At 54.2% G+C, this 15011-nt stretch carries 18 protein-coding genes; 16 read left to right on the forward strand and 2 right to left on the reverse strand.

Going from position 1 to position 15011, the window contains the following annotated elements:
- Positions 1–54: 54 nt before the first annotated feature.
- Positions 55–978 carry a LacI family DNA-binding transcriptional regulator gene (locus BN871_RS15900; RefSeq protein WP_083436484.1) on the reverse strand — a complete coding sequence of 308 codons (924 nt, stop codon included), beginning with the start codon at positions 976–978 and terminating at the stop codon, positions 55–57.
- Between the two features lie 292 nt (positions 979–1270).
- Here BN871_RS15900 and BN871_RS15905 point away from each other — a divergent pair, with 292 nt between their 5' ends.
- From BN871_RS15905 to BN871_RS15930, 6 genes are all read left to right on the forward strand, one after another.
- Positions 1271–2335, forward strand: coding sequence for a LacI family DNA-binding transcriptional regulator (locus tag BN871_RS15905; RefSeq protein ID WP_232313105.1), 1065 nt, complete (start codon positions 1271–1273; stop codon positions 2333–2335).
- 15 nt (positions 2336–2350) lie between these two features.
- The gene (locus tag BN871_RS15910; protein ID WP_021881352.1) at positions 2351–3265 is read left to right on the forward strand and encodes a sugar ABC transporter permease; all 915 of its coding nucleotides are present in this window, start codon (positions 2351–2353) and stop codon (positions 3263–3265) included.
- A 12-nt stretch (positions 3266–3277) separates the two neighbouring features.
- Complete coding sequence (locus BN871_RS15915) at positions 3278–4165, forward strand: carbohydrate ABC transporter permease (RefSeq protein ID WP_021881351.1); 888 nt, start codon at positions 3278–3280, stop codon at positions 4163–4165.
- 47 nt (positions 4166–4212) lie between these two features.
- Positions 4213–4449: a hypothetical protein gene (locus tag BN871_RS15920; protein WP_048747260.1), complete on the forward strand. Its 237-nt coding sequence runs from the start codon at positions 4213–4215 to the stop codon at positions 4447–4449.
- 566 nt (positions 4450–5015) lie between these two features.
- Positions 5016–6638 (forward strand): extracellular solute-binding protein, encoded by a 1623-nt coding sequence (locus BN871_RS15925; RefSeq protein ID WP_048747262.1) that lies wholly within the window; start codon positions 5016–5018, stop codon positions 6636–6638.
- Between the two features lie 165 nt (positions 6639–6803).
- Positions 6804–7166, forward strand: a complete 363-nt coding sequence (locus BN871_RS15930; RefSeq protein ID WP_048747265.1) for an S-layer homology domain-containing protein — start codon at positions 6804–6806, stop codon at positions 7164–7166.
- Positions 7167–7453: 287 nt separating this feature from the next.
- Here the strand turns inward: BN871_RS15930 and BN871_RS15935 are convergent, their stop codons facing one another.
- Positions 7454–8158 (reverse strand): DUF421 domain-containing protein, encoded by a 705-nt coding sequence (locus BN871_RS15935; RefSeq protein WP_157060310.1) that lies wholly within the window; start codon positions 8156–8158, stop codon positions 7454–7456.
- Positions 8159–8378: 220 nt separating this feature from the next.
- On the opposite strand from BN871_RS15935, the gene BN871_RS15940 reads away from it, so the two are divergent.
- The 10 genes from BN871_RS15940 to BN871_RS15980 all read left to right on the forward strand — a co-directional run.
- Positions 8379–8801, forward strand: coding sequence for a hypothetical protein (locus tag BN871_RS15940; protein WP_048747267.1), 423 nt, complete (start codon positions 8379–8381; stop codon positions 8799–8801).
- A gap of 480 nt (positions 8802–9281) precedes the next feature.
- A complete protein-coding gene (locus BN871_RS15945; RefSeq protein ID WP_021881247.1) occupies positions 9282–9803 on the forward strand; it encodes a TetR/AcrR family transcriptional regulator in 522 nt (173 codons plus the stop codon).
- Between the two features lie 246 nt (positions 9804–10049).
- A complete protein-coding gene (locus BN871_RS15950) occupies positions 10050–11483 on the forward strand; it encodes an MFS transporter (RefSeq protein ID WP_048747269.1) in 1434 nt (477 codons plus the stop codon).
- A 615-nt stretch (positions 11484–12098) separates the two neighbouring features.
- Positions 12099–12461 (forward strand): hypothetical protein, encoded by a 363-nt coding sequence (locus BN871_RS15955; protein ID WP_048747272.1) that lies wholly within the window; start codon positions 12099–12101, stop codon positions 12459–12461.
- 11 nt (positions 12462–12472) lie between these two features.
- Positions 12473–12610: a hypothetical protein gene (locus BN871_RS27795; protein ID WP_021881250.1), complete on the forward strand. Its 138-nt coding sequence runs from the start codon at positions 12473–12475 to the stop codon at positions 12608–12610.
- On the forward strand, positions 12607–12840 hold the full coding sequence (locus tag BN871_RS15960; protein WP_048747273.1) for a multicopper oxidase domain-containing protein: 234 nt from the start codon (positions 12607–12609) through the stop codon (positions 12838–12840). The genes BN871_RS27795 and BN871_RS15960 overlap by 4 nt, the downstream gene beginning before the upstream one ends.
- A 60-nt stretch (positions 12841–12900) precedes the next feature.
- Entirely contained in the window at positions 12901–13854 is a 954-nt protein-coding gene (locus BN871_RS15965) for an NAD-dependent epimerase/dehydratase family protein (RefSeq protein ID WP_198158054.1), read from the forward strand.
- A 203-nt stretch (positions 13855–14057) separates the two neighbouring features.
- Positions 14058–14504 carry a hypothetical protein gene (locus BN871_RS15970; RefSeq protein ID WP_021878734.1) on the forward strand — a complete coding sequence of 149 codons (447 nt, stop codon included), beginning with the start codon at positions 14058–14060 and terminating at the stop codon, positions 14502–14504.
- Position 14505: 1 nt separating this feature from the next.
- Positions 14506–14733, forward strand: coding sequence for a helix-turn-helix transcriptional regulator (locus BN871_RS15975; protein ID WP_048747276.1), 228 nt, complete (start codon positions 14506–14508; stop codon positions 14731–14733).
- A gap of 5 nt (positions 14734–14738) precedes the next feature.
- A partial coding sequence (locus BN871_RS15980; protein WP_048747278.1) for a DUF4386 domain-containing protein occupies positions 14739–15011 on the forward strand: 273 nt, incomplete at its 3' end.

The following is a 15011-nucleotide window of genomic DNA, read 5'->3' on the forward strand; positions in this document are numbered from 1 at the left end:
ACCAGCAGCTCGGAATCGACCTTGACACGCGCCTGTCGCTGAACTGGTCTTCGTTCATGGATCGATCAGCTTCTCGACGATAAGGGCTCCCATCGTGTACTTCGGCTGGTTGACGGTGCTGAGCGTCGGCGTGATGTACTTGCTGATGCGGTTGTTGTCGACGCCGACGACAGCGAGGTCCTCGGGTATGCGGATGCCGCGTTCCCTGCAGATCTTGTAGATGCCTAAAGCCATCTCGTCGTTGGCGGCATACACGGCGGTGAAATCGGCGGACCGCGACAGCAGCCGCTCCATCGCCTCGTAGCCGCCTGCCTCGCTGAAGTTCCCGTTCTCGATCAGCTCGGGACGGAACGGAAGGCGGTGCTCCTTGAGCGCCTTCATGTATCCTTCCAGCCGCTCGTAGCTGTCGATCGATTCCGCATAACCGCTGAGAAAGGCGATGCTCGTGTGGCCCATTCCGACCAGATGGGTCACGACCTCGGTGGAGAATTTGACGTTGTCGGTATAGATGCAGGGCACGCCTTCATGCTCGATGTGGCGGCCGACGATGCCGATGGCGTAGCCTCTGCCGGCTATGTCGAGGATGTCGGAATCGGGGATCGCTGGAGCGACCAGGATCGCGGCGTCCACGGTGCGGTTCATCAGGAGCGTAAGGTATTCCAGCTCCTTGGACGGCTGGTTCTCGGCATCGCAGATCAGCACCTTGTAATGCTTCACGTATGCCATGTTCTCCATTCCCTTGATGATCTCCGTGAAATAGGACACGTTGATATCCTGCACGATGACCGCGATGGTCTTCGTCTTCTGCACGCGCAGGTTTTTGGCGACGGCGTTGGGGTAATACCCCATCTCCTTGATCGCCTGAAGCACTTTCTCTTTGGTTTTGGCCGTGACGCCGGAGCTATCGTTCAGCACCCTGGACACGGTGGCGGTAGAGACGCCGGCCCGATGGGCGACATCGACAATCTTCACATCCATGATAGACATCAACCTTTATAATAGGACTAGTTCCGATCGTTGGAAGCAAGAAGCAAAGGGAACTGTAATCGTTTTCAGCATTGCTTTCATTTTAGACGATCCAACCCGGGAGACACAACCTAAAAAAGTTCTTGTAATCGTTTTCCGTCCTTGCTATACTCCGAAATGTAACCGCTGGACAGAATCGGCATGGAAAAGCAAGGGAGATTGTCACTCTTTAGGTCGGAGCCATTTTTTTTTCATCCAAAATGTAATCGATAACATTACGAGCCAAGTTGGAGCAAGAGAGAATGTGAATGAATTGAAAGACATCAAAGCAGACAGCACGATCAGCGACGTGGCCAAGGCGGCCCGCGTATCGGTCGCTACGGTGTCCCGGGTGCTCAACGGGAGCGGGGCGGTAAGCGCCAAGACGAGATTGCGCGTCGAGGAGGCGATCCGGGAGCTGAGCTTCATGCCGAACGCTTCCGCCAAAAGCCTGCGGGCGCTGCGCACGATGACGATCGGGGTCATCGTCTCGGACATTCTGGTCTCTTATTACGCGGAAATCATCAAAGGGATCGAGAATACGGCCAATGCGCTGCACTACAAAATCATCATTTGCGACGCTCAGAACCAAAAAGAGAAGGAATCCGACTACATGACGCTCGTCATGAACCGGACGGTGGACGGCATCATTCTCATTACGCCCAAGCTTACGGATGCCGAGCTGGCAGCCTATGCGGAGAAAGGGTATGCGATCGGGCTGATCGGCAGATCGATCGACCATCCGCTCATTCCTTGCGTGTACACGGACAATGTAGGAGCAGCCCAGGAGGCGGTCAGCCACCTGACGATCCAGGGGCATGAGCGGCTGGCATTCCTGAGCGGATTCGCGGATGCGACCGACAGCTACGAGCGGCTGGAGGGGTATATGAAAGCGCTTCGGCTGGCGGGACTGCCGTTCGTGCCGGAGCTGATCGAGAACGGCGGCTTCAGCGAGAATGGCGGCTATGATGCGTTCCACCGCCTCATGGACAAAGGCCATCCGTTCACCGCGGTGTTTGCAGCCAATGACGAGATGGCGCTTGGCATCTATCGGGCCTGCTCCGAGAGAGGCCTGTCGATTCCGGAGGACATGGCGGTCATCGGCGTCGACAACAACCGGGTCAGCAAGTACATCACGCCGACGCTGAGCACGGTGGACCAGCCCAAGTACAGCATGGGCGCCCTGCTCGCCGAGAAGCTGATCGATCAGCTTGGCGGCAACCAGTATGCGGACAGGAGATCGTTCCAGGTCGGATCGAAGCTGCTTGTCCGGCAATCCTCTCTTTTCGAGGTAAAAAGAAATCGATTACAGCAACCATCATCCGATTAGGCCGGAGGTAATCCAATGAAAGGCTTTCTCCAAGAGCTGTCCCGCAACCGAATCATGTTTCTCATGATATTGCCTGCCCTGATCTTTTTCGTTGTCTTCTCGTATATCCCCATGGTAGGCGTCTATTACGCCTTCACGAACTTCGACTTCGAGGGCGGGCTGTTCGGCAGCGAGTTCGTCGGCATGCAGAACTTCAAGTTTCTCTACGATTCGGGCGTGCTGTGGAACCTGACCAAAAACACCGTCCTCTACAATCTGGCCTTCATCCTGCTCGGCAACGCGCTCCAGCTGATCTGCGCGATCTTCCTCAGCGAGCTGCCGGGCAAGTGGTTCCGCAAGCTGACGCAATCCATCATGTTCCTGCCCTTCTTCGTCTCGTTCGTTCTGGTCGGAGCCTTCGTCTTCAACCTGTTCAATTCCAGCAACGGCGTCATCAACACGGTGCTGGTCCAGCTGGGCCTGCAGCCGTATGATTTCTACCTGCACACCGCGCCGTGGAAGTACATCATCATCTTCTTCAACATCTGGAAAGGGCTCGGCTACGGCACGATCATCTATCTGGCCGCGATCATGAGCATCAGCGACGAGTATCATGAAGCCGCGAAAATCGACGGAGCGAACATATTCAAGCGGATCCGCTACATCACGCTTCCGATGCTCGTGCCGACCTTCATCCTGCTGATTCTCCTCAGCCTGGGAGGCATTTTGAAAGGACAGTTCGATCTGTTCTACCAGATCATCGGCAGCAACGGCGTCCTCTACAACTCGACGGACATCATCGACACCTACGTCTACCGCTCGCTTGCCGTCAACTTCGATATCGGCATGGGCACGGCCGCAGGACTGTACCAGAGCTTCTTCGGACTGGTGCTGGTCGTTACGGTGAACTACATCATTCGCAAAACGCATAAAGACTACGCGTTGTTCTAGGAGGAGCCGCTCATGAAAATCCGCACGGAGAAATCGACCCATCTGTTCAACGCGATCGGTTACGTCTTGATGACGCTTTTCGCCCTGCTCTGCCTGCTGCCGTTTCTGCTCATCGTATCGGGATCGTTCTCCTCGGAGAACGAGATCATCACCGAGGGCTTCAAGCTCGTCCCGGATCAATTTTCCGTGGATGCCTACCGCGCCGTCTTCAGCGATCCGACGCAGATCTTCAACGCCTACCGGGTATCCATCCTGCTGACGGTATGCGGGACGGTGCTGGGGCTGTTCCTCACCTCGATGGCGGGATACGTCCTGTCCCGCCAGGATTTCAAATACCGGGGCAATCTGGCGTTCTTCATCTACTTCACGACGCTGTTCAGCGGCGGCCTGATCCCCTGGTACATCCTCATCGTCAACCATCTGCAGCTCAAGGACAGCTACTTGGCGCTGCTGCTTCCGGGCCTGCTCAGCGCCTGGAACATCATTCTCATGAAGAACTTCATGAAGTCGATTCCCGAGTCGATCTCCGAATCGGCCAAGATCGACGGGGCCGGGGATTTCACCATCTACCGGAAGCTGATCCTGCCGCTGTCGGCTCCGGGCCTGGCGACGATCGGATTGTTCATGGCGCTGGCCTACTGGAATGATTGGTTCACGGCCAATTTGTTCATCACGACGGAGTCGAAGTATCCGCTCCAGTTCCTGCTCTACAAGATTCTCGCCAGCGCAGCCGTCCTCAAGACGAGCATTGCGGGCAATCTGTCGCCGGACTTCAAGCCGCCGGCCGAGACGCTCAAGATGGCAGCCGCTGTCATTGTGACGGGCCCGATCATTTTCTTGTATCCGTTCGTGCAGCGCTTCTTTGTGAAGGGGCTGACGATCGGGGCGGTGAAGGGGTGATGGCTCGCCTTTTCCGCAGATGTGGCTCGCTTAAGGATTGCGAAGGGATGCTTCGAAGCACGCTCAGGGATTCCGCAGGCATGCTCCGAAGCACGCTCAGGGATTCCGCAGGCATGCTCCGAAGCACGCTCAGGGACTCCGCAGGCATGCTCCGAAGCATGCTCAGGGATTCCGCAGGCATGCTCCGAAGCACGCTCAGGGACTCCGCAGGCATGCTCCGAAGCATGCTCAGGGACTCCGCAGGCATGCTCCGAAGCACGCTCAGGGATTCCGCAGGCGGATAGCCCTTCCAATCGCTGTTGAACCCGGATTTCTTCGATCCACTAAGCCATTCGGCTGTGGAAATCCGGCTTCAAAGGCGACCGCTGACGCTTTTCCAGAGCTATTCCGCCCGCTCCATCCCCTTGCGAATGAATCCCCCCTCCTCCGATTGCGTGAACTCGCTCCGCTCTCACGCGTGGAGAAGGGAAGCGCTGCTCGCTCCGCTCCCGCACCAAGGGGGGAGAGAAGATCGAACTCGCTTCGCTCCTGAGTTGCGGAGAAGGAAGGCGCTGCTCGCTCTGCTCCCGCGCCTAGGGGAAGAAACGGGCGCAACCGACCGTCATGGAACGGCTGAAAAGCAAGCTGGAAAGCGCTTGCGACGTGAGCTAGATCATGGAGAAGCGTCAGCGGTCGCTTCTGCAAGCCGAATGGCTCTTTCTGTGTCCGGCAAGCAGACGCGATGATAAAAGAGACAGGCAAGAACGAGAGCAAAGAGCAAGAACGAGAGAGCAAGAACGAGAGAGCAAGAACGAGAAAGAGAACGGAACGGGGTTGCCATTTTGCAAAACCTTACTAGGAGGAGTCTATCATGAACAAAAAGAAAACAGTCGGTCTGGCGATGACGACGGTGCTGCTGGCCGGTGTGCTGACGGCATGCAGCGGAAACGGAAACAACGGAAACAGCGGCAACAGCGGAAGCGCCGAAAATAAGGGAGCCGCGACCAATGGCGCGGCTGCAGCGAACAACGGAGCCGCTCCATCGGCAGACCCGGGGAAGATCGACACGTCCAAGAAGGTGGAACTCGTCTGGTACGTCCTCGGCGACAGCCACAAGGACAGCCCGCAGGTGCAGGAAGAAATCAACAAAATGCTGGAGAAGGACATCAACGCCACGATCAAGCTGAACTTCACGACCTGGAACGACTGGCAGACGAAATACAACCTGCTGCTGACGTCCGGAGAGAAGGTGGATATGGTGTTCGCCTCCACCTGGGCCGACTACTACAAATTCGCGGACCAAGGCGCGTTCAAGGATCTGACGGACCTGATCCCGACCTATATGCCGGAAACGTGGAAAACCGTGCCGAAGCAGGATTGGACGGAAGCGACGGTTCAAGGAAAAATCTTCGCCGTACCGAGCACATATCCGGAGTACACGCCTGACGGGCTCGTGTACCGCGAGGACTGGCGCAAGGAGCTGAACGTGCCGGAGATCAAGGATCTCGATTCGATCGAGGCCTACCTGGAAGCCGTCAAAACGCAGAAAAAGGTCACGCCGATCAACGGCAAAGCCTGGAACGAAGTCTTTACGCTTTTCAAGGCCTATGAAGGCTACGAGCAGATCGGCGGAGACAGCGGCGTCATCGTCGCCAAATCCTATGATACGCCGCGGGATATTATCAACTATGCCGAAACGCCGGAGTTCGAGCAATTCGTCAAGCGCATGAAGACCTGGTCGGAAAAAGGCTTCTGGACCTCGGATACGCTCTCCTCGCAGAAGGAAGCCGGAGATGCCCTCAAGGCGGGCACGGGCGGGGCTTACTGGCGCAACGCTCCCGGCGCGGGCGGCTTCATCGTCGATGCCGAGAAGGCGAACAAAGGAGCGGCCCAGTACGGGTATTTCCCGTTCACGCGCTTCCATAACTATGCGATGCCGACGCTGTCGGTCAACAACGCGATGGCGATACCGAAAAGCTCGAAAAATCCGGAGCGCTCGCTGATGGCGCTGGAAAAAATTCGGACGGATGAGAGATACTTCGACCTGCTCACCTATGGCATCAAGGACCTGGACTACAATCTCAGCGAAGACGGCAAGCTGGTCATTACGCCTCCAAAGGGCAAGGAAAACGACAAAACCTTCAAGAACTACGGCATTACGAGCTGGGGCTGGCGTGTCGAGAGCCTGATCAAAGAAGAGCAAGCCGGGGGATGGAAGCAGTTCCCGACGCTGCTCGAGGAATTCAAGGCCGAAAGCAAGCCGAACATCTTCTCTCCAATCGTCATGGACTACAAGCCGGTGAAATCCCAGCAGGCGGCGGTGAACCAAGTCATTCAGCAGTACGGCATGCCGCTCATGATGGGTCTGGTGCCGAATGTGGACAAAGCGCTTGAAACGTACCGCAAGCAGCTGAAGGCTGCCGGTGTCGATCAAGTGATGGATTACGTGAAGGAACAAGCCAACAAGTACTATGACGAAAAGGGCATTCAGTAAGATCGATTGCAATTGCCGTTGCAATATAAAGGCAATGCCTGCGGTCCCTTGGAGATGAACTCCTTGGGACCTTTTCTTTCCGATAATGCGGTAGGTTCAAGCCGGATCGCACCGTGACGCGCGCGGAATTTGCAGTCACTCAAACGGCAAGGAGACGGAGCGGCATTGGCATTCGCCGACAAGGCGAAGAGCGGCGCCTGGGCGCAAAGATCTATCGCGCAGGCCGTGCAAGCGGGTGTTGTCAATGGCTGCGAAGACGGCTCCTTCCGCCTGAATGGTGAAATCAATCGTGCAGAAATGGCCGCGATGATCGCAAAGGCTTTGGGTCAGACGGACGGAGCGGCTGGGGCATCTGGCTTTGCAGATGATCAGGACATTCCGGGCTGGGCGAAAGGCGCAGTGGCGGAAATGAAAAAGCTGGGCATAATCAAAGGCAAAGGCGCCAACGAATTTATTTCTGGAGGCAAAGCGGCAAGAGCAGAGGCGGAAACGGTGTTGTTGAACATTCTGGCGCCGAATAACAAGTAAAGGAAGCTAAGCAAGGCTGCTGCGAGTCTAACTCGAAGCAGCCTTGTTTGTAGACGGCATCCCTCTTCCACTGAGCCGATCATGCCGATTGGAGATTCGCAATGAGTCCAATCTATTTTCATCACTTGTGATAGGGTGAGCCTTATTATAAGTGACGGCGAAAATTTGGTGGCAAGAAGGGTGTTAGAGATCTGTAGGAGTAATGGAGGAAGGTGCTACAAGAGGTTGCCTCCCTGATGGGGGGAGGAGCACTCGGCAAGCGAGGGGAGAGCGCAGTGAGGTCGGGGCTAATCGATAGGTTTGTCAATGTGGTCCCGATAGTAGTCAAAATACAACTGATTTTGCGTACCTCTCACGGCATAGAACACGTCGGAAACGGACTTGTTCCGCTGCCGCAGCACCTGCTCCAGCCACTGGACGGTCAGCCCGTTGTGGACGAGATTGTCTTCCATGATTGTGCCGTCCATAATCAGCTCGACAGGGAACGACTGGACGGCCGCGGCGTGTAGCTTCAGATCTTTGCGCGTCACCCACTCATACTCGCTTTTTTTCTTGACGGACAGCTTCCCGTGATCCTCCAGGCAAGCGTACTCGACCTCCTCCATATTGAAAATATCTTTTTCTCGCAATGATTGGGCCAGGGAGTCCAACGTGTAACGGATTTTTCGCATGTTGTCCTCGAGAATTTTGCCGTTCTCGATGACGACGGTCGGAGTGCCGGATACCAACCGGTTCCACGCCCGGTTTTTGAGCGCGGTCTTGGACACGAGGAAAGAGATGCCGAAGAACATCAGCAGCGATGCGATGATGAGCCAATGGTTGAGCTTATGGTTAAACGCCAAATTCGCCGCAATGGCACCCAGCGTGATGCCGCTCACGAAGTCATGGAAGGTCATATTGGATATCGTCTGCTTGCCGAGAATTCTCGATGTGATCATGAGGAGGACAAAAGCGGCGATCGTTCGAAAAATAACTTCCACATATGCTTGCAATGGGTGGGACTCCTTTTTCTCATTTATGGGATATGCCGTACGGCTCGATAATAACCCTATTGACGGTTGGAGCCGGGGTTACAACTCTTTCGCATTGCGGGCTTGCAAAGAAAAGGTCATACCATAAGAATGGACTTAAACTTGCCGTTATAGACAGCACGGAGAATCTTAAAAACAAAACAGTCGTCGATGTAACGGAATTTAGAATGAGTTTTGATAGTTGATTATAAATTCTGCATTAGGAGAGGTCGGCAGCATCCTGAAACAGAGAGGTGTAGAAGGATTAAGCTCAGCCCTGAAGGAGAAAAGGGATGAAACGCTGAAGGAAATGTGTCGTCTTCAAATAACCGCTGAATCTATAGAGAACCGAATCGGCCGGTTGGATAGTCTGAAAATTCTAAATGAGAGGCTTGCTGAGGAGCGCATCTTAATTGAGTTGAAGGTATTGTCCGAACGCATGCTCCGCGTTGGTGGGTTATTCATCCCGGCAGCGAGGGGAAGTATCGAGATGTCCTATCAATTTGAGAAGGATTTTGTTGTAAGCAGCCAAATTTACGAATCGGTTCGGGCTGCAGGCGACAACGCCGGAAGATTCTCTGGCCGCTACAGTCGAATGGTATCGGGCTCAGAATTCCTACAGTAAAAGATAGATCATGACTTATCTAAATACATGCCGTACTGACAGCGCGGTGAACCACAAGTGGGGTGAAATTTGTTTTTGAGGATTCCTATTTCAGGAAGCTACTGTTATACAAGTCGCAGATGGAGATGTATTTGCCAGCATTATCAGCGGTGCTAAGATCACCTGAGCTTTCGACTGCTTATATTATTGTAGGAAAGGCTCTAAGAAGAACCGACATTTTGTCCTACGCCCTTCAGGCGGCTTCAATCAATAACGCCTCATTGTACCCCTAAAGGATCCCTTTATTTAGCCTGCATTTTGTGAGTTCCTGTATTGGTTCAGTATGCTTTCTTTCAAGGATTCTTTCAAGGATTTCATCTTTGTACGGATGATCCCGATCTGCACTCACGGGGCAGTTGCAGAACGATTTGCATCGCTCCTTCGGCCATTGTATACTGAATTCATTATTGATCAATCACTATCGACAGGAGGAATTAAAAGATGGCTAAATCCGAAGCAACGTCAGTCAACCGCAGATCGGACCTTATATCCGCGGCGATTGAAGTGTTCGCGGAAGCCGGGTATTACCGGGCTACGACGGCGCAGGTGGCGGAACGGGCGAACATCTCGCAGCCCTACGTATTCCGATTTTTCGCGACTAAGGAGAAGCTGCTGCTGGCCGCGTTGGAGGTGTCCTGGTCTCGGGTGATCGAATCGTTCCGCCAGGTGATGGAGACGACTTCGCCGGAATTGCTGGAAGCGAAGCTTATTCAAGAGTACGAGAACATTCAGGCGATGTACCAGAACGAAATGTTCTTGCAGATGCAAGCACAGACCATTCGGGAGGACGCCATCCAGGAGACGATGCGCAACGGGCTTAAAGGAGTTCGCGATATGGTGCTGGCCGCTTTCCGTGAAGCCGGTATCGGAAAGCCCGAAGAGCGGACGATGCTGTTCCTCGCGCGCGGAATGCTGTGCAACGTTGCCGTCGCGATTAATTTGCCTGAATTGATGAAAGGATGAGGGGGTGGAATTTTTCCAAAATCGTTATTGACCAATCACTAACACTCTGATATAGTGAAACCATCAAGTTAGTAATTGATCAAATCACTACTAGTGAAAGCGAGGGATCAAGCACGATCCACCTGTTGGTCACGAGTCGAGCGGCAGGGGGTAAAGGGACTCTAATAAAGACGGATAAGCGGTTTGGCAGGTCGAATATTTTTTGAATAAATGTAAGTGATTAATCAATAATAGGAGGAAATTCGGATGAGTTCCAACGTTCAATCGGCAATCGCGAACTCCCGCGCTGTTTCACTGCGGTGGTGGGCGCTGATCACGCTGGCGTTCGCGCAATTCCTGGTCGTGCTTGACGCATCCATCGTCAATATCGCGCTTCCCTCTCTCGGATCAGAGCTTCACCTCAGCACAACTACTCTGAGCGGGGTCATTACGGCTTATGTATTGCCCTTCGGGGGCTTGTTGCTTCTCGGAGGAAGGCTGTCGGATCGGTTCGGACATCGAAGGTTGTTCATGACCGGAGTGGCCGGATTCGCGCTTGCTTCGGCCGCAGCCGGAATGGCAACCTCGGGAGCCTGGCTGCTCACGGCGAGAGCGATTCAAGGCGCATCGGCCGCTCTGCTGGCCCCGGCCGCGCTTGCTCTCGTCACGAAGCTGTTCGCGAATCCGAAGGATCGAGCGAAGGCGCTCGGCATCTGGGGCGCGGTTGCGGGTATCGGCAGCGCGGCGGGCGTTCTGTTGGGAGGCGTGCTGACGGCTTCGCTTGGCTGGTCCGCGGTGTTCTATGTGAATGTTCCTGTAGCCGCATTGATTCTGGCGGCTGTTCCCTTCCTCATCGCCAAGGATTCGGTTGGCGAACGCCTAAGCCTGGATATGTCGGGCTCGGCTGCTGTAACTGCCGGCATCGTAGCGCTCGTAGCTGCGCTTTCCGGGACAGAGCGGGTCGGCTGGACGGCTCCGCAGACGCTGATTCTCGCAGCCTTGGCGGCGGTGCTGCTCGGATTGTTTGTCTTCCTCGAGAAGCGTGTTTCGAACCCGCTTATGCCGCTCGGCATCTTCCGCAACAAGTCGGTTACGGGCGGCAATCTAGCCATGTTCCTCATCGGAGGAGCGACGACGGGATTGTTCTTCGCGCTCTCGGTTTACATGCAGCAAGTGCTTCATTATGACGCGTTAAAAGCAGGCCTCACCCAGCTCCCGCTCGCCGGAGCGCTGGTCGCCATCGCCGGAGTCGTTCCTGCAGCGATCAAGGCAATCGGTACGAGCAAGACTCTGGCGGCATCGCTGATTCTGCTAGCCGCAGGGCTAATAGGGCTATCCTTTTCGCCTAGCGACGCTACATTCGCAGCCAATCTGCTGGGGCCATCTATTTTGATCGGGGTCGGACTGGGAGGCGCCTTCATCTCCGGAACGGAGCTTGCGGTTCACGGCGTGGCGGATGGGGAAGCGGGGCTTGCCAGCGGCTTGGTCAATACGAGCCAACAGATCGGCGGAGCCATTGGACTTGCGGTGCTGACAACGGCGGCATCGGCTCGAATCGATCGCTTGATGGGCCGCGGCGTAGCCGAAGCGCAAGCGTTGACCGGAGGATTCTCCTGGGTGTTCCTTGGAGCTGCCGCGTTCTCGATTATCGGAGCGATAGTGGTCCTTGCGGTTGTGCGGAAACCTCGTCTTCCAAAGTAAGTGACTAATCAATTATAAGGCTAATGGCAAAGCCGTATCGGTTAGGAACCAAATCAGCAATCTTCAGATTCACTAAATACCTTAACTTAGGAGTGATCAGAATGCTTAAAGCAATGGTAGTGAGAGCAGGCAGCGGGTGGGGAAAGGCGCTAGTTAAGCAATTAATCGGGGCTAATGTCGAAGTCGTTGCCTATTCGGGATCGCAAAGGAAGCTGGATGCGCTGGAGGAGGCCTTCTCATCCACATCGCTTCTGCGAACGGCGAGAGGAGAGGCCGGCAATCGGAGCAAGCTGCTGGCTGCCGCCGAAGGCGTTGACGTGATTTTCTGCGGGGTATACTTGACCTACGACGATAAACCGGAGAAGGTGCGGCGGATGCTAGAAGCCGTTCGAAGCGCCGCCGCGGCGACCGGAGCCAGAACGGTTACCCTCGAAGGGGTCTATCTTCCCGCCGATGAGGAGGAACCGATGCACCCGAACCTTCCCGGCGCGACTTCCATGCGAATCTTCAGCCGGAGTTGTACGGCGAGGCCGTCTCCAACACGCTCATCCACTACGCGCTTCGCAAAGTCGTTCAAGGGAGATCGATCCATCCGTCAAAAGAGACTACCTCTACGTGGACGATGCCGCGAGGTATGTCGTGGAATTAGCGTCGATGGAGTCCTCCTACGGGGGCGATTGGCATCTGCGTGGCAAAGGTCCAATCACACAAACGGAGCTTCTTGACCTCGCGGGTTCAGTCGTTCAAGCGGTGCCGCATTTCGAGTCAATCGGAGGGTGGCAGCGGCGACTGCTTCAGTGGTATGAGCCGAAGGTGAAGCAAATGCTGGATCGCTACGAGGGGCGCTTCCACGATCTTGGAACATATGGCACTGAGTATGGCGGCTTATCGCCCGCTCCTTATCAAGAGGGGATAGCATCAACGGTAAAACGCATGTTGGAGAAGAATGATCATTCCATTCCAAATCCAGCGAAATGAGGTCGTTGAAAATGAAAAAAACGAATGTTGCAGCCGGCGTGTCGGGATCGGAGAACGCGGAAGGATTGTTTGAACGGGGGGGAGCATTCGTTATTGACCGGAACGCTCAGGTCATCGTCTACCTGTCCATTGAGATCGAGGCTTCGTGAGCAAGAACGGCTCTGCCTTGCAAGGCAGCCCGGTGTATCTCGATACGCTTCTGACGAAGAAGGGCGAGACCTACGAGCTGTATCTGGAAGCGGACAATCCGGGCCTCTGGATGATCCACTGCCACAACCTCAAACACGCCTCGATGGGCATGAGCATGATGCTGAATTACGAAGGCATTACAACGTCATACCGGGTAGGAGCCAAGTCAGGCAATCTGCCCGATCTATAACGAAAGCATAGTTGGAAATTATTTCATACCCTATGACGAAGGAGCCGTGAAGAAATGGCGATGACAAAAGCAATGGTGATTGGTGCGACGGGCGGAACGGGAGCCGCAATTACGGAAGAACTTGTGAGACGAGGGATCGACACGATTGCATTCGGGCGTTCACGCCAGAAATTAGAACAGTTCGCGGGTCGGCTAGGCAACCCTGCGCACTTGACGCTTGCCTTAGGGGACGCGATGCGACCCGACGATATTGCTTCTCAAGCAGGCGGCGCGGACGTATGGTTCCATTGCGCGAATGTTCCTTACCATGAGATGGCGAGCAAGTTGATTCCGCTGGGCGTGTCGGTGATGGAGGCGGCCGAGCGCATGGCTGTCCGAGTCGTCGCGATTGACGGTATTTACCCTTACGGCAGGAGACAGGCTAACCCGGTGACTGAGGAGCATCCCAAGCAACCGCATACTCGAAAAGGCAAAGTCCGCTTGGAATATGAACGGATGTTATTCAGCAAGCGGTGGAGCCGGGCCAAGGTTCTGATCGCCCGTCTGCCCGATTATTACGGACCTACGGCCAACGAGGCTTCTTATTTGGGCTCGACGCTGGAAGCAATCGCGGCCGGCAAGATGGCGTTCTACATCGGCAATATGCATACTCCCCGCGAGTTCATTTATCTGCCGGACGCGGCGGCCATGATTGTCGAGTTGGCCGGCAAAGACTTCGCCTACGGGCAGAATTGGAATATCCCGGGGGCCGGATTGATCGCCGGACGAGAAATCGCGAAGATCGCGCAATCGGCGAGCGGCAGCGTCAAACCGGTCATTCCGTTGAAGAAGCTGGGCTTGTCCCTGCTCGGAATCGGCTTGCCCGTCATGAAGGAAGTCGTGGAGATGCTTTACCTGACCGAAGAACCGCTGACGCTAAGCCGAGACAAGTACGAACGACTCATCGGTCCGGTCCTTGCAACGCCTTTCCAGGAGGGAATCGCCTCAACGATAAAAGCGCTGCAGAGGAAATAAAGGGTTGCAGAATTGGGATTAATTGATCACTTTTGAGCTGAAGCGAATTTTAGTCATAAGCAAGGGAAAGTTGTTATCACCCAAGCCGAAACACTTCTATTCAGGTGTTGATCGGCTTTTTTGTATATTAAAGTTGACTATATGTATAGTTTGATATACATTATGTTCAGTTGGTTTTACTTTGATTAAGGTGGGTGTCGTACATGACCTATCAAGAAAAGAAAAGCATCGTATCGTTAATCAGTTCCCTACTCATTTTTGCGGCTTATTGCTTGTACAGGTACCCGCAGTATCCAGAAGGGGCACTGGATTCAAAGGAAATGGTTCATTACTGGGGATCCTTTGTACTCGTTTTGACTTTGGTTTCCATCGCAGCGCACATCGTGATCAGCATTATTTTCAACATCGTCTTCCGAATGACGACAGGTGAAAAGGAGCCTGCATTTGCGGATGAGCTGGATAAGCGGATTGATTTGTTGGCCTTCCGGAATTCTTTTGCTGTATTTGTCGTCGGTTTTCTTCTGGCTATGGGATCCTTGGTTATCGACCGACCCTTGAAGGTGATGTTCATCGTCCTAATTGTCTCTGGTTTTCTTTCGGACGTAACCGGTTCTTTATCGAGACTGTATCACTACAGGAGAGGAGTCTAAGATGGGTAAAGCTCTTGTTGGCAATCACATCCGAAAATTACGATTCAACCGTAATGAAATGACCCAGCAGCAGCTGGCCGACAAGGTTGGTGTAACCAGACAAACGATCGTGGCTCTTGAAAAGGGAAACTACTCCCCGTCTCTGGAGCTGGCATTTCGTATTGCTCTAGCCTTTAACTTGCCGTTGGAAGAGGTATTTTTTTACGGAGAAAACTCAGAGGAGGGATGAGGAATATGGATTTTTCAACGAAGACAGCATCAAGAATCGTAGGTGTTCTGTTTATCCTTGCAGCCGTTACATCAATTATAGGAGGGCTTATCTTATACAAACCGGTCCTAAATGATCCCGATTACCTGGTTCAAGGTTCCGCGCATGCCAACGAGGTGGTGCTTGGGGCGGTTATGGAATTGATGCTTGTCATTGCGGCGGTAGGCACTGCAACAACCATGTTTCCTTTTTTACGGAAATTCAATGAAACGATTGCTCTTTGGCATGTTTGTTTCCGG

This window comes from Paenibacillus sp. P22 (genome assembly GCF_000469945.2).
Classification (GTDB): Bacteria; Bacillota; Bacilli; order Paenibacillales; family Paenibacillaceae; genus Paenibacillus_O; species Paenibacillus_O humicus.

Coding starts and splice junctions, on each gene's coding strand:
- BN871_RS27795 (WP_021881250.1), top strand. CDS start 12,473: ATGAAAAAAACGAATGTTGCAGCCGGCGTGTCGGGATCGGAGAACGCG.
- BN871_RS15920 (WP_048747260.1), top strand. CDS start 4,213: ATGCTTCGAAGCACGCTCAGGGATTCCGCAGGCATGCTCCGAAGCACG.
- BN871_RS15950 (WP_048747269.1), top strand. CDS start 10,050: ATGAGTTCCAACGTTCAATCGGCAATCGCGAACTCCCGCGCTGTTTCA.
- BN871_RS15900 (WP_083436484.1), bottom strand. CDS start 978: ATGGATGTGAAGATTGTCGATGTCGCCCATCGGGCCGGCGTCTCTACC.
- BN871_RS15945 (WP_021881247.1), top strand. CDS start 9,282: ATGGCTAAATCCGAAGCAACGTCAGTCAACCGCAGATCGGACCTTATA.
- BN871_RS15970 (WP_021878734.1), top strand. CDS start 14,058: ATGACCTATCAAGAAAAGAAAAGCATCGTATCGTTAATCAGTTCCCTA.
- BN871_RS15965 (WP_198158054.1), top strand. CDS start 12,901: ATGACAAAAGCAATGGTGATTGGTGCGACGGGCGGAACGGGAGCCGCA.
- BN871_RS15915 (WP_021881351.1), top strand. CDS start 3,278: ATGAAAATCCGCACGGAGAAATCGACCCATCTGTTCAACGCGATCGGT.
- BN871_RS15910 (WP_021881352.1), top strand. CDS start 2,351: ATGAAAGGCTTTCTCCAAGAGCTGTCCCGCAACCGAATCATGTTTCTC.
- BN871_RS15925 (WP_048747262.1), top strand. CDS start 5,016: ATGAACAAAAAGAAAACAGTCGGTCTGGCGATGACGACGGTGCTGCTG.
- BN871_RS15975 (WP_048747276.1), top strand. CDS start 14,506: ATGGGTAAAGCTCTTGTTGGCAATCACATCCGAAAATTACGATTCAAC.